1 protein-coding gene is annotated in these 501 nt (G+C 66.7%); it reads right to left on the bottom strand.

Features of this window, described 5'->3' with window-relative positions; genetic code table 11:
• A partial coding sequence (locus ACKGJN_RS16940; RefSeq protein WP_409540762.1) for a LysR substrate-binding domain-containing protein occupies nt 1-501 on the bottom strand: 501 nt, incomplete at both ends.

Below are 501 nucleotides of genomic sequence, written 5' to 3'. Positions count from 1 at the left end.
TACGACGGTGGCCGATCGCCTCAAGCGCCGCATCGGTAGGTCCGGCGAAGCCTCCGCCCAGTTTTGAAACGACGACGTGGTCCAGCGCGCAGAACAAGTCCAGATCAAGGACACCGCGCACGGCCGGATGCTCCTGTCGCGCGACGACCACATACTCCTCCTCGTAGAGCCGGCGCTGCCGCATCGCCGCCGGCGCTTCTTCGGGCCTTGCCAAGGCCAGGTCCACCTCGCCACGCTCCAACTGTGTCGTGAGTGCCATCAAGTCGAGCGCCCGCCAGGCGATGCGGACCATCGGCGCCTGCGGCCGCAAAACGACCGAGTAGCGTGCCAGCAGCGCATACTGGACGTAGTCGCTCGCCGCGATCACCACGGTTGCACGCAGGGTCTCCGGATTGATCGGCGCTCCTTGCTCAACGACGCGGCGAACACCCTCCAGTGCCTCGTGCAGTGGCTCCATCAGCTCGAGTGCCCGCTGGGTCAAAACCATCCCGCGCTGGCCCG

Source organism: Gillisia xinjiangensis (assembly GCF_046298265.1).
Classification (GTDB): domain Bacteria; phylum Bacteroidota; class Bacteroidia; order Flavobacteriales; family Flavobacteriaceae; genus Gillisia; species Gillisia xinjiangensis.
This window is presented reverse-complemented; position numbering and strand designations above follow the sequence as displayed.